This window comes from Gluconobacter sp. P1D12_c (assembly GCF_018812105.1).
Lineage (GTDB): Bacteria > Pseudomonadota > Alphaproteobacteria > Acetobacterales > Acetobacteraceae > Gluconobacter > Gluconobacter oxydans_A.
The window spans coordinates 1-479 of sequence record NZ_JACSIQ010000396.1 but is presented as its reverse complement, the minus strand read 5'-3'; the positions used below and the strand labels follow the sequence as shown (position 1 = coordinate 479).

The following is a 479-nucleotide window of genomic DNA, read 5'->3' as shown; positions in this document are numbered from 1 at the left end:
CGCCCCGTTAGAGCATCGCATCCAATTTTTTGGAGTTTTTCGATAACCTGCTGATGGTGTCGCTTAGAGACAACTTCAATGAGTTCGAGAGCCTTTTTGCCGAGTTCAGTGTCAGGCGTCTGCGTATAATTCTGGACCATAAGACAGGGTTCAGAGACGTTATAGAAAGCATGATGCGGGAGCATCAGCCCAACAATCTTATTCTCCATCTGCTCGAATTTTATTTCATCACCAACGATGACACGACCATCAAGAGAAGGCTCAACACAGAGAGCCATAGCAATATCGGGCCCGAACATATCCAATGATTTAGGGACACCTATCGTGGCTTCGCCTTCATCACGCTTCGTGAAAAGCTCAGCATCATTGATGACACGCTTCTTCATCATCTTCAGAGATCCATCAGACTGATCTCGAACGATGCGAAGCCTCTCATCATTAAGAGACCCCTTGAACTCCTTAAACGATCCGTACCTCTG

At 46.6% G+C, this 479-nt stretch carries 1 protein-coding gene; it reads right to left on the bottom strand.

Going from position 1 to position 479, the window contains the following annotated elements; translation table 11 throughout:
* Nucleotides 1-479 (bottom strand): hypothetical protein (locus tag KP705_RS17340; RefSeq protein ID WP_215765176.1); only part of this gene is annotated, 479 nt, incomplete at both ends.